General features: G+C 58.9%; 15 protein-coding genes. 3 read left to right on the forward strand and 12 right to left on the reverse strand.

What is annotated here, in order from left to right:
* Positions 1-11: 11 nt before the first annotated feature.
* Complete coding sequence (locus tag BLW22_RS01430) at positions 12-905, reverse strand: glycine betaine ABC transporter substrate-binding protein (RefSeq protein ID WP_074843879.1); 894 nt, start codon at positions 903-905, stop codon at positions 12-14.
* A gap of 20 nt (positions 906-925) precedes the next feature.
* Positions 926-1642, reverse strand: a complete 717-nt coding sequence (locus BLW22_RS01435) for an ABC transporter permease (RefSeq protein ID WP_027604862.1) — start codon at positions 1640-1642, stop codon at positions 926-928.
* Positions 1643-1973: 331 nt separating this feature from the next.
* On the opposite strand from BLW22_RS01435, the gene BLW22_RS01440 reads away from it, so the two are divergent.
* Positions 1974-3557, forward strand: a complete 1584-nt coding sequence (locus tag BLW22_RS01440) for a peptide chain release factor 3 (protein WP_053131660.1) — start codon at positions 1974-1976, stop codon at positions 3555-3557.
* Positions 3558-3691: 134 nt separating this feature from the next.
* Positions 3692-3937, forward strand: a complete 246-nt coding sequence (locus BLW22_RS01445; protein WP_065924323.1) for a hypothetical protein — start codon at positions 3692-3694, stop codon at positions 3935-3937.
* Between the two features lie 208 nt (positions 3938-4145).
* Here the strand turns inward: BLW22_RS01445 and BLW22_RS01450 are convergent, their stop codons facing one another.
* From BLW22_RS01450 to BLW22_RS01495, 10 genes are all read right to left on the reverse strand, one after another.
* Positions 4146-5117: a peptide ABC transporter ATP-binding protein gene (locus BLW22_RS01450; RefSeq protein ID WP_074843881.1), complete on the reverse strand. Its 972-nt coding sequence runs from the start codon at positions 5115-5117 to the stop codon at positions 4146-4148.
* Complete coding sequence (locus BLW22_RS01455; RefSeq protein WP_065938502.1) at positions 5117-6085, reverse strand: ABC transporter ATP-binding protein; 969 nt, start codon at positions 6083-6085, stop codon at positions 5117-5119. The genes BLW22_RS01450 and BLW22_RS01455 overlap by 1 nt, the downstream gene beginning before the upstream one ends.
* Positions 6086-6095: 10 nt before the next feature.
* A complete protein-coding gene (locus BLW22_RS01460; RefSeq protein ID WP_027604858.1) occupies positions 6096-7007 on the reverse strand; it encodes an ABC transporter permease subunit in 912 nt (303 codons plus the stop codon).
* A gap of 10 nt (positions 7008-7017) precedes the next feature.
* Entirely contained in the window at positions 7018-8028 is a 1011-nt protein-coding gene (locus BLW22_RS01465) for an ABC transporter permease subunit (RefSeq protein WP_003215992.1), read from the reverse strand.
* 76 nt (positions 8029-8104) lie between these two features.
* The gene (locus tag BLW22_RS01470) at positions 8105-9700 is read right to left on the reverse strand and encodes an ABC transporter substrate-binding protein (protein WP_027604857.1); all 1596 of its coding nucleotides are present in this window, start codon (positions 9698-9700) and stop codon (positions 8105-8107) included.
* 80 nt (positions 9701-9780) lie between these two features.
* On the reverse strand, positions 9781-11178 hold the full coding sequence (locus BLW22_RS01475) for an OprD family outer membrane porin (RefSeq protein ID WP_065947107.1): 1398 nt from the start codon (positions 11176-11178) through the stop codon (positions 9781-9783).
* Between the two features lie 171 nt (positions 11179-11349).
* Positions 11350-12894 (reverse strand): ABC transporter substrate-binding protein, encoded by a 1545-nt coding sequence (locus tag BLW22_RS01480; protein WP_370671244.1) that lies wholly within the window; start codon positions 12892-12894, stop codon positions 11350-11352.
* A 364-nt stretch (positions 12895-13258) separates the two neighbouring features.
* Positions 13259-14887, reverse strand: coding sequence for an ABC transporter substrate-binding protein (locus BLW22_RS01485; RefSeq protein ID WP_027604854.1), 1629 nt, complete (start codon positions 14885-14887; stop codon positions 13259-13261).
* A gap of 258 nt (positions 14888-15145) precedes the next feature.
* Positions 15146-16747, reverse strand: a complete 1602-nt coding sequence (locus BLW22_RS01490) for an ABC transporter substrate-binding protein (protein WP_074843883.1) — start codon at positions 16745-16747, stop codon at positions 15146-15148.
* 95 nt (positions 16748-16842) lie between these two features.
* Positions 16843-19950: a dermonecrotic toxin domain-containing protein gene (locus BLW22_RS01495; protein WP_074843885.1), complete on the reverse strand. Its 3108-nt coding sequence runs from the start codon at positions 19948-19950 to the stop codon at positions 16843-16845.
* Positions 19951-20039: 89 nt separating this feature from the next.
* Here BLW22_RS01495 and BLW22_RS01500 point away from each other — a divergent pair, with 89 nt between their 5' ends.
* On the forward strand, positions 20040-21245 hold the full coding sequence (locus BLW22_RS01500; RefSeq protein ID WP_083381310.1) for an ISL3 family transposase: 1206 nt from the start codon (positions 20040-20042) through the stop codon (positions 21243-21245).
* Positions 21246-21534 lie beyond the last annotated feature (289 nt).

The raw sequence follows: 21534 nt of genomic DNA on the forward strand, positions 1-21534 counted from the left end.
TCTTCTCCTTCTTAGTTGATCGGATGTTGGCGCAGGAAATCGGCGGCAACAGCGGAGGGGCTTTCATGGTCGACGTCGACCCGCGCGTTCAGCTGACGCATGGTTTCGTCGTCGAACAGATTGGCCAGCGGCTTGAGCTCAGCAGCCAATTGCGGGTGCTTGTCGAGGTATTCCTGACGTACCACCGGCGCGGCGGTGTAGTCCGGGAAGTAGTGCATGTCATCCGCCAGCAGCTTGAGCTTGAAGGCGTTCAGACGACCGTCAGTGGTGTAGACCAGGCCCGCAAACACCTGGCCATTACGCAGGGCGGTGTAGACCAGACCGGCGTCCATCTGCCGGGTGTTTTTGCGCGTGAGGTTCATGTCGTACAGCTTGACCATGCCGGCCAGGCCGTCGGAGCGGTTGGCGAACTCGGTGTCCAGGGCCACCAGGCGGTGTTCCTTGGTATCTGCCGCCATGGCCTTGGTGAGGTCGCTGATGCTGTTGATCTCGGGATGTTCTTCAGCGACTTTCTCCGGCAGTGCCAGGGCGTAGGTGTTACTGAAGCGCGACGGCGACAGCCAGACCAGGCCTTTTTTCGCGTCGAGTTCTTTCACTCGGGCGTAGGACTGTTCGCTGTCGAGCTTCTCATCGACATGGTTGTAGGCCACGAGCGACACGCCGGTGTATTCCCAGATCAGGTCCAGTTGCCCGCTTTCCTGGGCACTGCGCGCCAGGTTGCTGCCCAGGCCGCCGGTCACCCGGGTGTCATAGCCCTTGGTGCGCAGGTACTGGGAGGTGATTTCGGCCAGCAGGGTCTGTTCGGTGAACACCCGCGCGCCAATGCGGATCACGGGTTTTTCGGCAGCTTGCGCAAAACCTGCAAACAGCAGGACGCAGCTCAGTATCAAGGTGATTTTTTTCATGTGTATTCCTTTGCCAAGCCTTAAGACGGACGCAACCCGCGTTCCAGCCAGAGGCGGCTGGCCATGGTCACCAGGCCGTCGAGCAGCAACGCCAGCAACGCGGTGCATGCGGCACCCAGCAGCAATTGCGGCTGATTGTTCAGGGCGATGCCGGGGAAAATCAGGCTGCCCAGGCTGTTGGCACCAATCAGGAACGCCAGCGGCGCGGTACCCACGTTGATCGCCAGGGCCACGCGCACACCGCCGATGATGATTGGCACGGCGTTGGGCAATTCGACGCGAAACAGCACCTGCCGCGGGGTCATGCCGATGCCGGTGGCGGCTTCTTTCAACGAGCCTTGAACGTTTTTGAGGCCTTCGTAGGTGTTGCGCACGATGGGCAACAAGGAGGCGAGGAACAGCGCGAAGATGGCCGGGCCACTGCCGATGCCGAGGACGCCGAGGGCGATGGCCAGTACGGCCAGGGGCGGGACGGTGTTGCCGATGTTGAAGATCTGCATGAAGCGTTCTGCGCGCCCGACCATGTTTGGTCGGCTAAGCAGGATACCGGCGGGGATGCCCACGACGAGGGCGGCCAGCATGGAGACTAGAACCAGGATCAAATGAGCTTGCAGGTAAAACAACAAATCGTCGCGGTACAGTTCGATCGTGTTGATGCCGATCCAGTGGACCAGCAGGGCCAGGAGAGCGACGACAACCACTCCTCCTATCAGCCCTTTGCCATAGCGAATAGCCACAGGCGGACTCCTTTTTTCTTTTGTCGGCGAACACATTTCCGAGCGGCAGTGCCATTCCTGGCTGTCGGCAAATGTGGTCGCGAAAAGCAGCTCGCCAATACCGGCAACGCGGTATCAAATCGAGCCATGAGCGCAGCCTCGTCAGGCTAACTTGCTGATTTATCAGCCCCTGTTCCGAGTGCGGTAGCAGGGGAGTGGACGTCTCTACCTTTTAAAAGGTTCCATACTTGGCAGCATTTAGCCACCCCCAATGGGGTGAACGGTGGTCCGGCACCTGCGGTTTGCGCTATACTCGCCGCCCTTTTTTGACTCACCTGCCAGGCGATTTCCCATGACCCACCAGGCCGCCGAAGTCGCGAAACGCCGCACTTTCGCCATTATTTCCCACCCCGATGCCGGTAAAACCACCATCACCGAGAAGCTCCTGCTGATGGGCAAGGCGATCGCAGTGGCCGGCACGGTGAAATCGCGCAAATCCGACCGCCATGCCACCTCTGACTGGATGGAAATGGAAAAACAACGGGGTATTTCCATTACCACGTCGGTCATGCAGTTCCCGTATCGCGACCACATGGTCAACCTGCTCGACACCCCGGGCCACGAAGACTTCTCCGAAGACACCTACCGCACCCTGACCGCGGTGGACTCGGCACTGATGGTCCTCGACGGCGGTAAGGGCGTCGAGCCGCGTACCATCGCGCTGATGGACGTATGCCGGCTGCGTGATACGCCGATTGTCAGCTTCATCAACAAACTCGACCGTGATATCCGCGACCCGATCGAATTGCTGGATGAAATCGAAGCCGTCCTGAAGATCAAGGCTGCGCCGATCACCTGGCCGATCGGTTGCTACCGCGACTTCAAGGGCGTGTACCACCTGGCCGATGACTACATCATTGTCTACACCGCCGGCCATGGTCACGAACGTACCGATGTGAAAATCATCGAGAAGCTCGACTCCGACGAAGCCCGCGCCCACCTGGGTGACGAGTACGACCGCTTTGTCGACCAACTGGAACTGGTGCAGGGCGCCTGTCACGAGTTCAACCAGCAGGAATTCCTCGACGGCCAGCTGACCCCGGTGTTCTTCGGGACCGCCCTGGGCAACTTCGGTGTCGACCATGTGCTCGACGCTGTCGTGAACTGGGCGCCAAAGCCCCTTGCCCGTGTCGCCAACGAGCGCACCGTGGAACCGGTGGAAGAGAAATTCACCGGCTTCGTGTTCAAGATCCAGGCGAACATGGACCCCAAGCACCGCGACCGTATTGCCTTCATGCGCATCTGCTCGGGCAAGTACGAAAAAGGCATGAAGATGCGTCACGTGCGCACCGGCAAGGACGTGCGCATCGGCGACGCCCTGACGTTCTTCTCCTCCGAGCGTGAACAGCTCGAAGAGGCCTACGCCGGCGACATCATCGGCCTGCACAACCACGGCACCATCCAGATCGGCGACACCTTCACCGAAGGCGAAGCGCTGGGCTTCACCGGTATCCCGCACTTCGCCCCGGAACTGTTCCGCCGCGTGCGCCTGCGTGACCCGCTGAAATCCAAGCAATTGCGCCAAGGCCTGCAGCAACTGGCGGAAGAGGGCGCCACCCAGGTGTTCTTCCCCGAGCGCAGCAACGACATCATCCTCGGCGCCGTGGGTGTGCTGCAGTTCGATGTGGTCGCCAGCCGCTTGAAAGAGGAATACAAGGTCGAATGCTCCTACGAGCCGATCACCGTGTACTCCGCGCGCTGGATCGATTGCAGCGATAAGAAGAAGTTGGAAGAGTTCTCCAACAAGGCTGTGGAAAACCTTGCAGTCGACGGCGGTGGTCACCTGACCTACCTGGCCCCGACCCGGGTCAACCTGGCGCTGATGGAAGAGCGCTGGCCGGATGTGAAATTCCGCGCGACCCGCGAGCACCACTAAGGTCTGAGCGCCGAAAACAAAATGTGGTAGGGGGGCTCGCCCCCTCCCCACATTTTTTTCTCCACCAGCCGTTAGATTGGCGAGAACCCGGCATCGGGTCTAGCGTTTATCTACCGACTGCAAAGGAGATCACCGTGCGAAATGCTCAACGCGTCATTCCCCTGGTGTTGCTGGCCGTCCTGGGGCTGACGTCCCTTCCGGCACTGGCGGGCGCAGGAGCGCCGCAGTGGAAAGACACCGGCCCGGTCACCAAGAAAAAGCAGAACGAGGTCAACTCCGGCAGTTGGCAACCCCAGGCCCAGCCTGCGCCCAAGGAAGATGCAGAAAACCCCTATAACGAAGGGGAAGACAGCGAAACCTATGACGACGGCGACAGTTAATCGTGGCCAAAAGAAAGCCCCTCCCACCAGGCTGATGCGCAACCTGACGGGAAGGGCTGTAGAACGCTGTATCACTGCTTACACATTTTTAATCTGATGTTCCGTAGCAGCTGCCGAGCCTTGGCGAGGCTGCGTTCGCGGTCTGTCTGACATACCGCTGACGCAGACTCGCCAAGGCTCGGCAGCTGCTACGTGGCAGATGTTTTACTCAAGCAACGAACTGCTCCGCGTAGTGGCAAGCCACCTGACGGTTATCCAGCGCGCGCAACTGCGGTTCCTCGCTGCTGCAACGTGCCGTCGCATACGGGCAACGCTTGTGGAACGCGCAGCCAGGCGGCGGGTTCAGTGGGTTGGGCAACTCGCCAACGATTTTGATCTTCGGTTTGTTCGGATCCGGATGAATGGTCGGGGTGGCCGAGAGGAGCGCCTGGGTGTACGGATGCAGGGGGCGGGCGTAGATGTCTTCCTTGGGGCCCACTTCCACCGGGCGACCGAGGTACATCACCATCACATCGTCGGCGACGTGCTGCACCACCGCCAGGTTGTGGGAGATGAACACGTAGGCGGTGTTGAATTCCTGCTGCAGGTCCATGAACAGGTTGAGCACCTGGGCCTGGATCGACACGTCCAGCGCCGAGGTGGGTTCATCCGCCACCAGCACTTTCGGTTGCAGCATCATCGCGCGCGCCAGGGCAATGCGCTGACGCTGGCCACCGGAGAACATGTGCGGGTAGCGCTGGTAATGCTCAGGGCGCAGGCCCACTTGCTTCATCATCGCCTGCACTTTCTCGCGGCGTTCGGCGGCGGACAGGTTGGTGTTGATCAGCAGCGGCTCGCCCAGTTGATCACCAACCTTCTGGCGTGGGTTCAACGAGGCATACGGGCTCTGGAACACCATCTGCACGTCTTTGCGCAATTGCTTGCGCTGGGCCTTGTCGGCACCGGCGACTTCCTGGCCGGCGATTTTCAACGAGCCCGAGGATGGCTCTTCAATCAGCGTCAGCGCACGGGCCAGGGTGGATTTGCCGCAACCTGACTCGCCTACAACCGCGAGGGTCTTGCCGGCTTCCAGTTCAAACGACACACCATTAAGCGCGCGTACCAGCGCATGGCCCTTGAACAGGCCACGGGACACTTCGTAATGCCGGGTCAGGTCGCGGGCGGTAAGAACGACGACCATTACGCCACCTCCTGGTTCAAGGGGTAGAAGCAGCGCGCAAGGCTGTTGCTTTTCGGATCAAGGCCGGGCCGCTGGGCACGGCAGCTTTCCTGCACATACGGGCAGCGTGGCGACAGCAGGCAACCCTGCGGGCGGTCATAGCGGCCGGGCACGATACCTGGCAGCGTGGCCAGGCGCGTGGCGCCGAGGCTGTGCTCGGGGATCGCCTTGAGCAGCGCTTCGCTGTACGGGTGCGCCGGGATATCGAACAACTGCGGCACCTGGCCGACTTCCACGGCTTGTCCGGCGTACATCACGCACACGCGCTGGGCGGTTTCAGCCACCACTGCCAGGTCGTGGGTGATCAGTACCAGGCCCATGTTCTGCTCTTTTTGCAGGGCCAGGAGCAGGTCCATGATCTGCGCTTGAATGGTGACGTCCAATGCCGTGGTCGGTTCGTCGGCGATCAGCAACTTCGGCTCGCCGGCAATCGCCATGGCGATTGCCACACGCTGGCTCATACCGCCGGACAACTGGTGCGGGTAGGCGTCCATACGGCTGGCGGCGCCTGGGATCTCGACTTTTTCCAACAGCTCGATGGCGCGCTTGCGGGCTTGCTTGCCGGACATTTTCAGGTGCAGGCGCAGCACTTCTTCGATCTGGAAACCCACGGTGTAGCTAGGGTTCAGCGCGGTCATCGGGTCCTGGAACACCATCGCCAGGTCTTTGCCGACGATCTGGCGGCGCTGGCGGTTGCTCAGCTTGAGCATGTCCTTGCCGTCGAAGTTCAGGGCGTCGGCGGTTACGATGCCAGGGTGCTCGATCAGCCCCATCAGCGCCATCATGGTCACGGATTTACCCGAGCCCGACTCGCCAACGATGGCCAGGACTTCGCCCTTGTCGACGGCAATATCGAGGCCATCGACCACCGGCACGGCGGTCTTGTCGCCGAAGCGGACGTTGAGATTCTTGATTTCTAACAGTGACATGGGAATCTCCTCAGGCGGCGTTCTTGAGTTTCGGGTCCAGCGCGTCGCGCAGGCCGTCACCCATCAAGTTGATTGCCAGCACGCTGAGCAAAATGGTCAGGCCAGGCAGGCTCACCACCCACCAGGCGCGTTCGATGTAGTCACGGGCCGAAGCCAGCATGGTGCCCCACTCGGGGGTTGGCGGTTGTACGCCAAGGCCAAGGAAGCCCAGGGCCGCGGCATCGAGGATCGCCGAAGAGAAACTCAGGGTCGCCTGCACGATCAGCGGTGCCATGCAGTTAGGCAGAACGGTGATGAACATCAGGCGGGGCAGGCCGGCACCGGCGAGGCGGGCGGCAGTCACGTAGTCACGGTTCAGCTCGCCCATCACCGCAGCGCGGGTCAGACGTACGTAGGAAGGCAGCGACACGATGGCGATGGCGATCACGGTGTTGATCAGGCCAGGGCCGAGGATCGCGACAATGGCGACAGCCAGCAGCAGCGAGGGCAGGGCCAGCATGATGTCCATCAGGCGCATGATGGTCGGCCCGAGCAGGCGCGGGAAGAAGCCGGCGAACAGGCCCAGCAGGATGCCCGGGATCAGCGACATCACTACCGACGACAAGCCGATCAGCAACGAGAGGCGCGAGCCCTGGATCAGACGCGAGAGCAGGTCGCGGCCCAGCTCATCGGTGCCGAGCAGGAACTGGATCTGCCCGCCTTCCAGCCACGACGGCGGGGTCAACAGGAAATCGCGGTATTGCTCGCTCGGGTTATGCGGCGCTACCCAGGGGGCGAAGATCGCGCAGAACACGATCAGCAACATGAACAGCAGGCCGGCAACCGCGCCCTTGTTCTTGGAAAAGGCTTGCCAGAATTCTTTGTACGGCGACGGGTACAGCAGGCTTTGATCGACTGCTGACACTTGAGTAGGTGTGGTCATGGTCATGATCTCAGCGCTGGTGACGGATGCGTGGGTTGGCGAAGCCGTAGAGGATGTCCACCACGAAGTTCACCAGGATCACCAGACAGGCGATCAGCAGGATGCCGTTTTGCACCACCGGGTAGTCTCGCGCGCCGATGGCCTCGATCAGCCATTTGCCGATGCCGGGCCACGAGAAGATGGTTTCGGTCAGCACCGCACCGGCAAGCAGGGTGCCGACTTGCAGGCCGACCACGGTGAGTACCGGGATCAGCGCGTTACGCAGGCCGTGCACGAACACCACGCGCGCCGGCGACAGGCCTTTGGCCTTGGCGGTGCGGATGTAGTCTTCGCGCAGCACCTCGAGCATGGATGAACGGGTCATCCGCGCGATCACTGCCAACGGGATGGTGCCGAGCACGATGGCCGGCAGGATCAGGTGGTGCAGCGCATCCCAGAACGCGTCCGGCTCGTCGGCCAGCAGGGTGTCGATCAGCATGAAGCCGGTGCGCGGCTCGATGTCGTAGAGCAGGTCTATTCGCCCGGAAACCGGGGTCCAGCCCAGGCTCACCGAGAAGAACATGATCAGGATCAGGCCCCACCAGAAGATCGGCATCGAATAGCCCGCCAGGGAGATGCCCATCACCCCATGGTCGAACAGGGATCCTCGCTTGAGTGCCGCGATCACCCCGGCCAACAGGCCCAGGATGCCGGCGAACAACAGGGCGGCCATGGACAGTTCCAGGGTCGCCGGGAAGAGGGCGGTGAACTCGGTCCACACGCTGGTGCGGGTACGCAGGGATTCGCCAAGGTCGCCGTGGGCGAGCTTGCCGACGTAGTCCAGGTATTGCGCGTACAGCGGCTTGTTAAGGCCAAGGCGTTCCATTGCCTGTGCGTGCATCTCGGGGTCGACGCGCCGCTCGCCCATCATGACTTCGACAGGGTCGCCAGGGATCATGCGTATCAACGCAAACGTGAGCAACGTGATGCCGAAAAACGTGGGGATCAATAACCCCAGTCGGCGGGCAATAAAACTAAACATCTTGTGGTGTACCTCAATCAGCCGGTTAGGCAGGTTCGGCACCGTCCTGGTGGGCGGTGCCGAGCGTTTCTCTTATTTACTTCACCTGGGTGGTGGCGAAGTTATTGTTCGTCAGAGGGCTTTGGGTATAACCCTCGACGTTCTTGCGCATGGCGGTGAACATTTTCGGGTACGCCATGGGAATCCACGGTTGGTCCTTGTCGAAAACCTCCAGGGCTTGTTGATAGAGTGCGGCCCGCTGCTGGGGTTCAGCGTCGGCGCGGGCCTTATCGATCAAGTCCTGAAACTCTTTGTTACACCAGCGGGCGTAGTTTTCGCCGTTTTTCGCTGCATCGCAACTCAGGTTCGGCGTAAGGAAGTTATCCGGATCGCCGTTGTCACCGGCCCAGCCGGCGGAAACCATGTCGTGCTCGCCGGCTTTGGCGCGCTTGAGCATCTCGCCCCATTCCATGACCTTGATGTTCACTTTCAGGCCGATCTGCGCCAGATCCGCCTGCATGCGCTGGGCGCCGAGCATCGGGTTGGGGTTGGTCGGGCCACCGCCGTTACGGGTAAACAGGGTGAACTCGGTGCCTTCCGGTACACCGGCTTCCTTGAGCAGGGCACGGGCCTTGTCCAGGTCGCGTTCAGGGTTTTTCAGCTTATCGTTGAAGCCCAGCAGGGTCGGCGGATACGGCCCGGTGGCGTCCACGGCGTTGCCTTTGCCATACAGGGATTCGTTGTAGCCTTTCTTGTCGAACGCGATGTTGATCGCGTGACGCACCCGCGCGTCGCTCATGTACTTGTGGGTGGTGTTCAGGGCGGTGTATGCGGTGGTCATCGCCGCCAGTTCGGCGACCTTCAGGTTTGGGTCTTTCTTGATGCTGGGAAGGTCGTCGGGCTTGGGATACAGCGCGATCTGGCATTCGTTGGCCTTGAGCTTCTGCAGGCGCACGTTGTTGTCGACCGCAATGGCCAGGATCAACGGATCGGCCGGAGGCTTGCCACGGAAGTACTCCGGGTTGGCCTTGAAGCGCACCTGAGCGTCCTTCTGGTAGCGTGTGAAAATGAACGGGCCGGTGCCGATCGGCTTGCTGTTGAGCTCTTCGGTCTTGCCGGCGGCGAGTAGCTTGTCGGCGTACTCGGCGGAGTGGATGGCGGTGAACGGCATCGCGACATCGGCCAGGAACGGTGCCTCAGGGCGGGTCAGAGTGAAGACCACGGTATGGTCATCGGTCTTCTCCACGCTCTTGAGCAGTTCCTTGAAGCCCATGCTTTCAAAGTACGGGTAGCCCACGCTGGATTTGTTGTGCCACGGGTGTTTCGGGTCCAGTTGGCGCTGGAAGCTCCAGAGCACGTCGTCGGCATTCATGTTGCGCGTGGGTTTGAAGTAGTCGGTGGTGTGGAACTTGACGTCGTCGCGCAGATGAAAGGTATAGGTCAGGCCGTCGTCACTGATTTCCCAGGAAGTGGCGAGCGCTGGCACGATCTCGGTGGTGCCGGGCTTGAAGTCCACCAGGCGGTTGAACATGGTTTCCGCGGCGGCGTCGGCGGTGACGGCGGTGGTGTACAGGACCGGGTCAAAACCCTCCGGGCTGGCTTCGGTGCAGACCACCAGGGGTTTGGCCGATACGCCGATAGCCACGCTTAACAGCGCAGCGGCAACGGCAGCTTGTAGCGGGAGCATTTTCATTCAGAGCCCTCTGCAATCGATGGGACCAGACAAGCGTAGACGGCAGGCTCGTCCTGAGCCTGCCGTCTACCTGGTGCTAGTTAAAGAATGTTGAACGGGATGGTGGTGACCAGACGGAACTCTTTGATGCTGCCGTCGGACTGGAACTCGCTGCCGCGGTGCTCAACGTAGGTTGCTCGCACAGTGGTGGCCTTGAGCGCGCCGCTCTGGATCGCATAAGAGGCGCCTACACCGTATTCCTGGTGTTTTTCGCCGTCTTGTTTCTGGATGCCGTCGTAGGCGAACTTGGCACGGCCATTGTTGCCGGTGTAGTGGGTACCGTCGATGTCCCAGCCGCGGGCCGAGTAGGCGTTGAACTTCAAGCCTGGCACACCGTATTCGGCCATGTTGATGGCGTAGGCGATCTGGAAGGACTTCTCGTTCGGGCCGTTGAAGTCCGAGGTCAGGGAGTTGGCCAGGTAGATGCCGTTGGTTTCGTGCAGGTAGTCGAAGTACTCGTTGCCGTTCACTTGCTGGTACGCGAAGGTCAGGCTGTGTGCCTGGTGAGCCAGGCCCAGGGACAGGGAGTAGGTATCGTTGTCGATTTCCCCCATCTCTTTTTTGCCTTCATCGACAGTTTTGTAGTAGTTGAAACCGGTGGTCAGTGCCAGTTGCTGGGCGTCGCCCAACTCGTGGGTTGCGCCGAAGTAGTACTGGTTCCAGAAGTCTTTTACGTTGGCGGCGAAGAAGCTGGTTTTCAGGCTTTTCAACGGCTGGTAGTTCACGCCCAGGGTCGATACCTTGTCGGTTTCCTGGGTGCCGTTGCCGTATTCGCTACGGAATTTCGACAGGCTTTGTTCGGTACGTGGCGAAACGCGATCGAAGATACCGCCCTGGAACGACAGGTTGCTGAACTCTTCGCTATTGAAGCTCACACCTTCGAAGCTCGATGGCAAAGCACGGTTGCCGATGGTGTCGACGATGCCGCTGCTGAAGTTCTGGCGACCTGCGGTCAAGGTTGTGTTGGACACGCGGAACTGCACGTTGGCCAGGCCTAGTTTGCTCCATTGATCGACTGCATCACCGTCGGAATCGGCCAGGGTGCGGTTGGAACCGCCTTTGATATCACGCTTGCTGCGGTCCAGGACCAGGGCGTTGTACACCGCCAATTCGGTCTTGACGCCTACAGTGCCCTGGGTGAAGCCCGAGCTGGCGTTGATGATGGTGCCCTGTACCCAGTTGGTGCGGTTACGGTCGGTACGGGTTACGCCGTGTTTCTCGTATTCGAAGGTGCCGCCACGGTATTTGCTTTCATGGGAGTACCAGTTACGGGTGGTGCCGCCCAGGCTGAAATCTTCGACAAAACCTTTGGCCTCGCTTTGGGCGCTGGTCCCGGCCAGGGTGGTTGGAACAAAATCCTGGCTTGCGGATTCAGCATAGGCGGTGGCCGTGATGCTGCTGATGGCCAAGGCCAGAAGCGCTGTGCTGCTCAGTTTCATGGGTTGAAGCTCCTTTGGTTCTCTTTTTAATGCCGGTCTTTTTTGGTGATCCGGCTATTGGGTGTGTAACTCGATCAAGCTGTTGCAAACGTTTGCTGTAGGAAAAATCCCAACAAAAGGCTGCGCGTTTGCGAGAGAGCTAACTTCGCTCCCTGCAATCCGGTTATTTTCTTATGGGGTAATGCTGACGCCCGAGAACACGTTGCGGCCGAACGGGCTTACTTTGAAGCCTTCGACTTTGGCGCTTAACGGCTGGTTGACCGTCGAGTGGGCGACAGGTGTGATCGGCACCTGCTGCTTGAGCAGTTGTTGCGCCTGTTTGTACAGAACAGTCCTTTGTTCGCGGTCGGTCACGACCTTGGCTTGCTTGATCAGCTTGTCGTACGCCGGGTCACACCACATGGAGTAGTTGTTCCCGCCGATGGCGTCGCAGCTGTAGAGGGTGCCCAGCCAGTTGTCCGGATCGCCGTTGTCGCCGGTCCAGCCGATCAGGCTGACATCGTGCTCACCGTTCTTGGTGCGCTTGATGTATTCGCCCCACTCGTAGCTGACGATCTTGACCTTGAGGCCGATCCTGGCCCAGTCGCTTTGCAGCATCTCGGCCATCAGCTTGGCGTTGGGGTTGTACGGCCGTTGCACCGGCATCGCCCACAGGGTGATCTCGGTACCTTCCTTCACGCCGGCGGCCTTGAGCAGTTCCTTGGCTTTTTCCGGGTTGTAGGCGGCGTCCTTGATGCTGTCGTCGTAGGACCATTGGGTCGGCGGCATGGCATTGACTGCCAACTGCCCCGCGCCCTGGTACACGGCGTTCAAGATGCTCTGCTTGTTCACCGCCATGTCCAGCGCCTGGCGCACTTCGAGCTGGTCGAACGGCTTGTGGCGCACGTTGTAGGCGATGTAACCCAAGTTGAAGCCCGGCTTGGTCAGCAGTTGCAGGTTCGGGTCGGCCTTGAGCGCGTCGACGTCGGCCGGGCGCGGGTGCAGGGTGACCTGGCATTCGCCGGCCTTGAGTTTTTGCACGCGTACCGAGGCGTCGGTGTTGATGGCAAAAATCAGTTGGTCCAGCTTGACCTTGCTCGGGTCCCAGTACTGTTTGTTGCCCACATAACGGATCTGCGAGTCTTTCTGATAGCGCTGGAAGACAAAGGGACCAGTGCCGATCGGCTTCTGGTTGATGTCGCTGGGCTTGCCTTCCTTGAGCAACTGCTCGGCGTATTCGGCCGACAGGATGGCGGCAAAGCTCATGGCGATGTTCTGCACGAACGCAGCGTCGACCGAGTTCAGCGTCATCACCACGGTATGCGGGTCGGTTTTCTCGACCTTGGCGATGTTCTTGTTCAGGCTCATCCCGTTGAAATACGGAAACTCGGTGGGGTAGGCCTTGCGAAACGGGTGGTCGGGGTCAAGCATGCGATTGAAGGTGAACAGCACGTCGTCGGCGTTGAAATCCCGCGTCGGCTTGAATTCCTTGTTGCTGTGGAATTTCACCCCTTCACGCAGGTGAAAGGTGTAGGTCAGGCCGTCTTCGGAAATATCCCACTTGGTCGCCAGTCCAGGTACGACGTTGGTCGCTCCCTTTTCAAACTCAACCAGGCGGTTGTACAGCGGCTCGGCCACATCGTTATCGGTGGCGGTGGTGTACTGCGCGGTGTCGAACCCTGCCGGGCTGCCTTCAGAGCAGAACACCAGGCTCTTCTTGTCGGCCGCCTGGCCCATCGTGGCTACAGCTAGCAGGCTGGTGCCAAAAATTGCGGATAGAACGGTGGTATGGCGCATGACGATCCCGATCCTTGTTTGTAGTTGTCATCAGCAAGCAATCACCCTGGCGTAGTGCCAGGGGGACATTACTGATCCCACACACAGCAAGTGCCTTTCCCAGGTTGGAGCCTCTGCTGTCCTACGACGGTATGGGTCGCGGACTGCGCAGTAAATGCGCCAAATTGGACTGACCTTGTAGGCAAAAGAGCTACTTGTCGCAGTTCGCAGCTGTAGGAAGCGGCGATTGCGAGCGTGGTCTATTTCCTACGGTCGAGGCGGATGCAATAACGGCGACGTTATGAAACGTCGCCGTCATTGGTCCTTACTTGCCGCTTACGCTCACGCCATAGAAGGAGTTCAGACCAAACGGGCTGATCTTGAAGTCCTGTACGGTGTTGCGCATGGGTTGATACACCGTCGAGTGCGCGATAGGTGTCATCGGGACTGCATCTTTGAGGATATGTTGCGCCTGCTTATACAGCTCGGTGCGTTTGGCGACGTCCGACGTAGCCTTGGCTTCTTTCACGACGCCGTCGAATTTCTTGTCGCACCACTTGGAGAAGTTGTTACCGGCCAGGGAGTCGCAGCCGAACAGCACGTTCAGCCAGTTGTCCGGGTCACCATTGTCGCCGCTCCAGCCAATGATCATGGCCTGGTTCTCGCCGCCTTTGGAGCGCTTGATGTACTCGCCCCACTCGTAGCTGGTGATCTTGACCTTCAGGCCGATCTTGGACCAGTCGTTTTGCAGCATTTCAGCCATCAGCTTGGCGTTCGGGTTGTACGGACGCTGAACCGGCATCGCCCACAGAACGATCTCGGTACCTTCCTTGACACCCGCTTCCTTGAGCAGCGCCTTGGCTTTCTCGGGATCGTACTTGGCGTCCTTGATGGTGGTGTCGTAGGACCATTGGGTTGGCGGCATGGCGTTGACCGCCAGTTGGCCTGCACCCTGGTAGACGGAGTCGATGATCTGCTGCTTGTTCACCGACATGTCCAGCGCCTGGCGTACGCGCAGGTCAGCCAGTGGGTTGGGCTGGTCGCTGCCCTTGACCTTGTCCATGACGTTGTAGGCGACATAGCCCAGGTTGAAGCCGGCCTGGTGCGGCAGTTTCAGGTCCTTGTCTTCACCCAGCGCCTTGAGGTCGGCCGGACGTGGGAACAAGGTGATCTGGCACTCGTTTTTCTTCAGCTTCTGGATACGCACCGATGGATCGGTGGTGATGGCGAAGATCAGGTTATCGATCTTCACGTCCTCAGGTTTCCAGTAGTCCTTGTTACCGGTGTAGCGAATGTTCGAGTCTTTCTGGTAGCTCTTGAATACGAACGGGCCAGTGCCGATTGGCTTCTGGTTGATGTCCTGAGGCGTGCCATTCTTCAGCAACTGGGCGGCATATTCGGCCGACTGGATCGACGCGAAGCTCATCGCCAGGTTCTGGATGAACGCGGCGTCCACGGTGCCAAGGGTGAACTTGACGGTGTGGGCATCGACCTTCTCGATGTTCTTGATGTTGGTGTCCATCCCCATGTCCGTGAAGTACGGGAACTCGGTGGGGTAGGCCTTACGGAATGGATCGTCTTTGTTGATCATCCGGTTGAAGGTGAACAGGACGTCGTCAGCCGAGAATTCACGAGTCGGCTTGAAGTACGGGGTGGTATGGAACTTGACGCCTTCGCGCAGGTGGAAGGTGTAGGTCAGGCCATCCGGGGACACGTCCCAGCTGGTGGCCAGGCCAGGAACAACGGCGGTGCCGCCTCGTTCAAACTGGCTCAGGCGGTTGAACATGGTTTCGGCCGAGGCATCGAAGTCTGTTCCGGTGGTGTACTGGCCTGGGTCGAAACCGGCCGGGCTCCCTTCGGAGCAGAACACCAGGTTAGTCGCCGCTTGGGCGAATGGGGCCGCGGCCATAAGGCCAGCGCTCACTAATAACGGAAGGACTGCGTGTTTAAGCATGTTGGCCTCATGATTTGTTGTCATTTTTGGTGGTGAGGGCGACCTCGTGAGTCGGCCTGCGGATACTTACGCAGGCGCCATACCCATTGCAAGATGCTGAACCGTTGCAAGGCGGAAAGAGTGGTACGAACGTACAGGAATGTCGCAATTATGAAAGTTTTGACATATTTGAGCTTATTTATAGGTTTTTTTCGGTGCAGGAGGTGCACCAGGAAGGGTCAACCGAGGCGTCTGGCGCACTCGGTTGGGGCATTGCTGTTACTTATCTAGACTCACGCCGTAGAACGGTGTCAGCCCAAAGGGGCTGATCTTGAAGTCCTTCACTTCCTTGCGCAGGGGTTGGAAAACCGTCGAGTTCGCAATTGGCGTTATAGGTACTTGTTCCTTAAGAATTTTTTGTGCCTGTTGATACCACTTGATGCGTTGTTCGCGGTCACTGCTGACCTTGGCCTGCTGCACCAGTTTGTCGTAGGCCGGGTTACACCATTTGGCGTAGTTGCTGCCCTTGACCGCGGCACAACTGTAGAGCACGCCGAGCCAGTTATCCGGGTCGCCGTTGTCGCCGGTCCAACCATAAATCATCGCATCGTGCTCGCCATTTTTGGCGCGCTTGATGTATTCGCCCCACTCATAGCTGACGATATTGGCCTTGATGCCGACTTTTTCCCAATCCTGCTGGATCATCTGGGCCGACATGCGCGCGTTCGGGTTGGAAGCGCGCTGGACGGTCATTGCCCACAGGTTGATGGTGGTGCCCGGTGCAACCCCTGCTTCTTTTAGTAGCGCGCGGGCCTTGGTCGGATCGTGCGGGGCATCCTTGATGGAGGGGTCATAAGACCACTGCGCCGGTGGCAGTGCGTTCTGCGCCAATTGTCCGGCGCCCTGGTACACCGCCTTGATGATCGCCGGCTTGTCGATGGCCATGTCCAGGGCCTGGCGGACCTTGAGCTGGTCCAGCGGTGGGTGGGTCACGTTGTAGGCCAGGAAGCCCAGGTTGAAACCGGCTTGCTGCAGCACGCTCAGGTTGGGGTCCTGCTTCATCACCTCGATATCCGACGGGCGCGGGTAGCCGCTGACCTGGCATTCGCCGGCCTTGAGTTTTTGCAGGCGCGACGCAGCGTCCGGGGTGATGGCGAACACCAGGTTGTCGAGTTTCACATCCTCGGGCTTCCAGTACTGTTTATTGGCCACGTAGCGAATCTGCGAGTCCTTCTGGTAGCGCTTGAACACAAACGGCCCGGTGCCCACCGGCTTCTGGTTGATGTCTTCGGCCTTGCCTTCTTTCATTAGCTGGGCGGCATACTCGGCCGATTGCACGGAGGCGAAACTCATGGCCAGGTTCTGCACGAACGAGGCATCGACGTTGTTCAGGTTGAAACGCACGGTGTGCCCGTCGAGTTTGTCGACGCTCTTGATCGTGGTGTTCAGGCCCATGTCGGTGAAGTACGGCGATTCGGAAGGGTAGGCCTTGCGGAACGGGCTCTCGGCATCCAGCAGGCGATTGAAGGTAAACAGCACGTCATCCGCATTGAAGTCGCGGGTCGGCGTGAAGAAATCGGTGGTGTGGAACTTGACCCCGTCGCGCAGGTGGAAGGTGTAGGTCAGACCATCCTTGGACACCTCCCAGCTTGTGGCCAGGCCCGGTTCGACTTCAGTGCCGCCACGCTTGAATTGGGTCAGGCGGTTGAACACGGTTTCGGCGGACGCATCGAAGTCGGTGCCGCTGGTGTACTGGCTGGGGTCGAAGCCGGCGGGGCTGGCTTCGGAGCAGTAGACCAGGGTACTGGCCGCGTGGGCCGTCGGCATGAAGGCGAGCAGGCCGGCGGCGAGAAGCAGTGGTTTGAAGGCGATTCTTTCCATGGAGACCTCTGAAGTGGCAGTGAGGTAACGCTGCCCGAACGAAAACGGCGGTAACCGAGGTTACCGCCGTTCTGGTTTTTGAGGTAGCCGCAGGGCTAGTTCTGGTCGGTGATAATCGACGTCCTCAGGGTGAATGGCGCGCTTTTATCGATGGCGTATGGATTTGCCGCTTCTTCCAGGTCGTTGCTTTCTCGAATGTGGAACGTTCGCCCCGTGGCGGCGGCGGTATTGGGAATGGGGGCAGCATCTTTGTCCAGATCGAGCAATGTCATTTGGGCTCCGACGGTGACCTGCGCCTCTTTAGTTGTCGGGTCATAGGTGACGATGTAATGGGTGTCCTTGCCTTTGAAACCGACGTGTTCTTGGAGTTGATTCATTTTCAGCTCCACCGATGCTGGGGCGACACTGCCCTGATGAGCGACTTCGGATATGCGCGAGCGCATGTTCGCGTCGGGGATTGCCTCCTCGAACTGCTGCAAGCGCCTACGCAGTGTTTCGCCATCGGCAGTTCCTGTGGCATCCAGTTCAAAAGTGGTGTGCCCTTCGGGCTGCTTTATCCGAACGGTATAACGGTCACGGTTCAGGTCTTTTATAAAGTTTGGCGAATAGTCAGTTGAGCCATATTCGTTGGGTTGCGCCCTTTCGTCGGGGAAAACTTCGAAGTTGTTTTCCTCGACGGTCCAGGACACCGTGAGTTTTCTTTTGAGGACTCCCGCCTCTTCAAGGTTGTTCACCGATTGCTGGTAGGCAGTGTTGCTGTTGTATTTAAAGATCTCATCAAACTTATCGGCACCACTGGTCTTGGGGTCGCCCAGGATTTCGAAGCCGTCTGAAAGTTTTGGCTCTACTTTGAGGTCGTTGCTGGGGTTCGGCGAAGGCTCGCGCTGCCACGGCCACTTGGCTCCGCCATCGGTTTTCATGCGGACCCAGTCGCCCTCGCCGTTAGCGTGCACCGTCATTACCGGCTTACCCGTACCGGGGTCAATGATCTGTACATAGTCATTGCTCCGTTTGAAGTCGCCTTTTATCTCAAACACCTGGCGAATACCTGTCTCGTCGGTATAGCGAATAAACCATTGGTCCAGGCCGGTTGTTGCATCCTTGACCTGGTAAATGCCCTTCGCGTTGCGTACGGCCCTTTCAATGAGCTGCTCACCGTTCGGTACACCATATTGGGTAATGTTGCCCGCTTGGCTGGGCTGCAGGCGGTTACTGCCAGGCAGGGCTCGTGGGCGTTCAATCCACGGGGACTCGTCTGGGGTGGGCGTGAGCGGTTTTTCTCCAGGGGGAATGAAGGGGTCTTCAGCCGAGCCACTGGCGCCCACCGAGAACAGCGTATTCAGCAAGCCATCGAATGCCTTCGATGCACCGTCATTGCGTTCGGCCAGGGTATCGCCGGAGGCTTGTTTTTCCGCCCCAAGCGCCAATTCGGTCAACCCGGTAGCCACAGCGGCGACGGCCACCGGGGCGGCAATAGGCGCCAGCTTTGCCAGCAGGCCCGCCGCCACGGTGATGTCGTTAAGCCAAGTGTCCCGCGTCACCTCGCTGTTGGACTTGATCATTACGTCGGCATCACTGGTCATGCGCTCTTTACTGGCGGACGTCATCGCAGAGAAGACGTCACCCTTGAGGTGTGAGCCGTCACCATTGAACGTCGGGTCTGTCAGTTTTCCATTGGCGAGTTTTTCGAAAGTGCTGTCCAGACCTTCGGTTTTGCTGCCCACGTTGGTAAACCACAATACGGGCATAAACACTTTCGCCAGTTTTTCAATAGTGCCGGGCTCGTGGTCCTGGCGGGCGATCAGTGGGAAATGAGTCATCAAGGATTCGCGCTTTTTCGGGTCCTTGGTTTGGTCGATCACCCATTGATCCAGTTTTTCCAGGGAATCGAACCGCAGAAATGCGGGTTCCGAGCCAGGGATGTAGAGGACCTGGCGGCCACCGTCGGCAGCGCTGAAGCGCACAATATCGTTGGACAAGAAGCCTTTGATATTGAAGGCGTGGGCCTGGACCGCACCTTTTACAGGGGCCTCGGCCTTGAGCTGTTCGACGTTGATCGGTGCATTTTCGTCGAGCGGAAGATTGGACGCCGCGCCCATGACCAAGCGGTAGTCCTCCCGCGTGAACCGATGCTCGGGCGCTTGCAGCGCTTGCTCGGCCGGCTGCCTGGCGGCGGCTGTCTTCAGTTGTTTTCGGGCCTGGTAGGCAAACTCGCCTTTGATCGCCGTCTGGTAGTCATTGCTGTGGGTGTTCCAGAAGTCGTCGATTTTTTGTGTCATGACCGATTGGAAGTCGGTTTTCCAACTCGTATGCATAAGCACCGAAGGGGCCAGCGGGAATTGGTTATGCGCACCGTACCCCCCGGTTTCACTTTTACCGGGGCCGTCTATATATAAACCGGCTTGCGAGTCCAGATTGCCGGGGACCCAGTCGTTTTCAGAGAAGTTTTTCAGCAGTGCATCCGGCAGGCGCAGAGAGGCGGTCGGCTCCTCGCCCTTATGCTCCCAGCCGGTAGCTGTTGAAGCGCTTTGCGAGCCATTGAAACGGTTCAAGTAAAGTGTATCGGCATCCACATGTTTGCCCGTCAGGTTGAAAATGACGGACTCCGCCCATTGTTTTGCTTGTGCACGTACGTTTGGCAGTGTCTCGGCAACCTCCACTGCCAGATGCTTGTAGGCCAATGCCTGAGGTGCATGGGTGTAGAACGTTTCGGCACTGAGCTTGAGTTGTTCAAGGGCTTGCGCCGAGCGCTGGTTGGCGGGGCGTACGGGATCATCCGGCGGGATGGGGTCGAAGGCTTTGTTGTGTTCCAGTCGCCTGATTTGTGTCCGCGCCTCGGCCAGTGATGTGGGAAGGCGCTCACCCTGGAAGTTGGCTACCAGCCCTGCGCGTACTTGAATGTAGTCTTCGCCAAAGCGTACCTGCAACTTCTCAACAGTTCCCGGCGCAATGATTTTGGCCGCCTCAAGAAGCGGGCGGCTGACTTGGCCCCAACCGGAGTTGTCCGTGAGGGAGAACGTTTTCATGTTTCCGTCCGCCATGGCAGTCAGAGTGCCTGTGCGGGGGTTGACGGTTAAAAGCGTGTTCTGGTCGATCTTCTGGTCGCGCATCCAACCTTGAACCACTGGGTGCTGCAACTGCGCCCGATAGACTTCGAGCCACTGGCCCAAATTGCTCTCGGGGGGGACTTTTATAAGGTTCATCACGGAATCCCGGGAAACACAGAAACAAGAACGCCGATTTGATTGATGATGTTCGTGCGAGCAAACACATCTAAAAAACCGGCGTTCTTATGCGTGATATTAATACTTTCCTTCCTTTTTGGGAGGGCTTTTCTGTCGTCACGATCAAGCCCGATGGTGACGCTCTAAAGATCGATCTGATTCCCCACGCCACCCGATTCCCTTCCTGCGGCGGCTGCCAAAAACCTTGTTCAACCACTCATGAGTATTGCGAGCGAACCGTTCGTGATCTGCCCATTCTCGGTCGCGCGGTGTGCCTCAGCATTTTGCTCAGGCGTGTTGGCTGCCGCGACTGTGGAAAACGCATGGAGGCCGTCAGTTGGCTGGATCGCTATGCCCGCATGACGCGCCGCTTGGCCGAGGCGGTCATTCAGGCCTGCGAGCGCCTTCCCACCCTGCACGTGGCCCAGATGTTTGGACTGCATTGGGACACTGTTCGGTTGCTGGAGCGTCGAGCCTTGCAGGCGGTGTTGAGTGAGTTGCCGAAGGCGCAACCACGACGCCTGATCATGGACGAGTTCGCGTTATTCAAAGGTCATCGTTACGCCAGCGTTGTGCTGGATGCCGATACACGACGAGTGCTGTGGATCGGTGAAGGCCGTAGCCGAGCGGCAGTCAGGCCGTTCTTCGAGGAACTGGGGCCGGAGGGCTGCGCTCGAATCGAAGCGGTGGCGATGGACATGAATACTGCTTTTGATCTGGAGGTTCGCCAGCATTGCCCGAAAGCGCGAGTGGTCTACGACCTTTTCCATGTGGTGGCCAAATATGGCCGAGAGGTGATTGATCGGGTCCGCGTCGACGAAGCTAATCGGCTGCGTCATAACAAGCCGGCTCGCAAGGTCATCAAGCAGGCACGATGGCTGTTGCTGCGTAACCCACAGAACCTGAAAACGCCGGAACAACAGGTCCATTTGCAGGATTTATTGGAGGCCAACCAATCGCTGATGACAGTTTATTTGATGAAGGCTGAACTCAAAACGCTCTGGACACCGAGCACTGCCTGGACCTGGAGATCGGCCTGGAAGCAATGGCTGCGCCATGCATATGAAAGCGAAATACCGGCTCTGATCCAGTTTGCCAAACGGCTAAAGGGTTATTGGCGGGGCATCGTCAGTCGGGTTCGCTGGCCGATGCACACCGGTCAGTTGGAAGGAATAAACAATCGAATAAAGGTCATCAAACGGATGGCGTACGGTTACCGGGATAGCGAATTCTTCTTCATGAAGATCAAGAGCGTCTTTCCCGGTAATCCGTGATGAACCTTTTATAAGCCCGGGATTGTTGCCCAGTACTTTGCTTTGCACCGCTGCCAGGTATTCGTTAAGCAGCGCTGTTTCGTGAGGGGAGGTGGACGGGCCAGGCGTATCTTGTGACGCCCGCGTGACGGCTGATTCGCTGTTGTTTATCGGCCCGCTTGAAACAGGGTCGATGTATTGCCGAATAGGGGAGGTGGTTTTGCTTGAAGGTGCGTACATGGTTTCAGTTCTCGTGAAGTGAATAAGTACTGCCACAGCACTCCCTGTTAGCGTGGGCACTCTTTGCGTA

Source organism: Pseudomonas marginalis, assembly GCF_900105325.1.
In the GTDB taxonomy this organism is placed as follows: Bacteria; Pseudomonadota; Gammaproteobacteria; order Pseudomonadales; family Pseudomonadaceae; genus Aquipseudomonas; species Aquipseudomonas marginalis.